Raw genomic sequence first — 720 nt, 5'->3', positions numbered from 1 at the left:
CCGCGTCGAGCTGGCCGCTCATCTCCAGCATCTCGGCGATCTGGCCCACGCGGGCGCGGATGCGGTCGGCAGGCATGCGGCGGTTCTTCAGCGGAAAGGCCAGGTTCTCGGCCACGGTCATGGTGTCGTAGATCACCGGGAACTGGAACACCTGGGCAATGTTGCGCTCCTGGGGCGTGGCGCGCGTCATGTCGCGGCCGTCGAACAGCACCTTGCCCTGCGAGGGGACCAGCAGGCCCGACATGATGTTGAGCATGGTGGTCTTGCCGCAGCCCGAGGGGCCGAGCAGCGCATAGGCGCCGCCGTCCTCGAAGACCATGCTCAGCGGCAGCAGCGCATAGTCGCTGTCCTGCTGCGGGTTCGGCTTGTAGGAGTGGGCCAGATCGAGTTCTATGCGGGCCATCTCATCGTCCTCCGGGCCGCGCCGGCGCCAGCAGCAGCGCGCCGTCCGTGCCGAACACATAGGCATGGGCCGGGTCCAGGTGCAGCGTGACCGCGCTGCCCAGGTCCAGGTGGTGCACGCCCGTGACCTGGGCCACCAGCTCGCCCCAGGGCGTGGTGGCATGCACGAAAGTGTCCGACCCCGAGATCTCGGCCAGTTCCACCACGCCTTGCAGCGCCACATCCCCGGGCCGGGCCTGCAGGCGCAGCGCGCTGGCGCGCAGGCCCAGGGTCAGGGGGCCGGCAGCGGCCAGGCCCACCGGCAGCGCCATGGGCAGC

At 70.4% G+C, this 720-nt stretch carries 2 protein-coding genes; both read right to left on the bottom strand.

Going from position 1 to position 720, the window contains the following annotated elements:
- Positions 1-403, bottom strand: a 403-nt coding sequence (locus tag L995_RS03160; protein ID WP_047469083.1) for an ATP-binding cassette domain-containing protein, incomplete at its 3' end; no start/stop codon positions are given.
- 1 nt (position 404) lies between these two features.
- A partial coding sequence (locus L995_RS03155) for a TOBE domain-containing protein (RefSeq protein WP_047469080.1) occupies positions 405-720 on the bottom strand: 316 nt, incomplete at its 5' end.

The sequence above is a fragment of the Delftia sp. ZNC0008 genome (assembly GCF_000799035.1).
In the GTDB taxonomy this organism is placed as follows: Bacteria; Pseudomonadota; Gammaproteobacteria; order Burkholderiales; family Burkholderiaceae_C; genus Comamonas; species Comamonas tsuruhatensis.
This window is presented reverse-complemented; position numbering and strand designations above follow the sequence as displayed.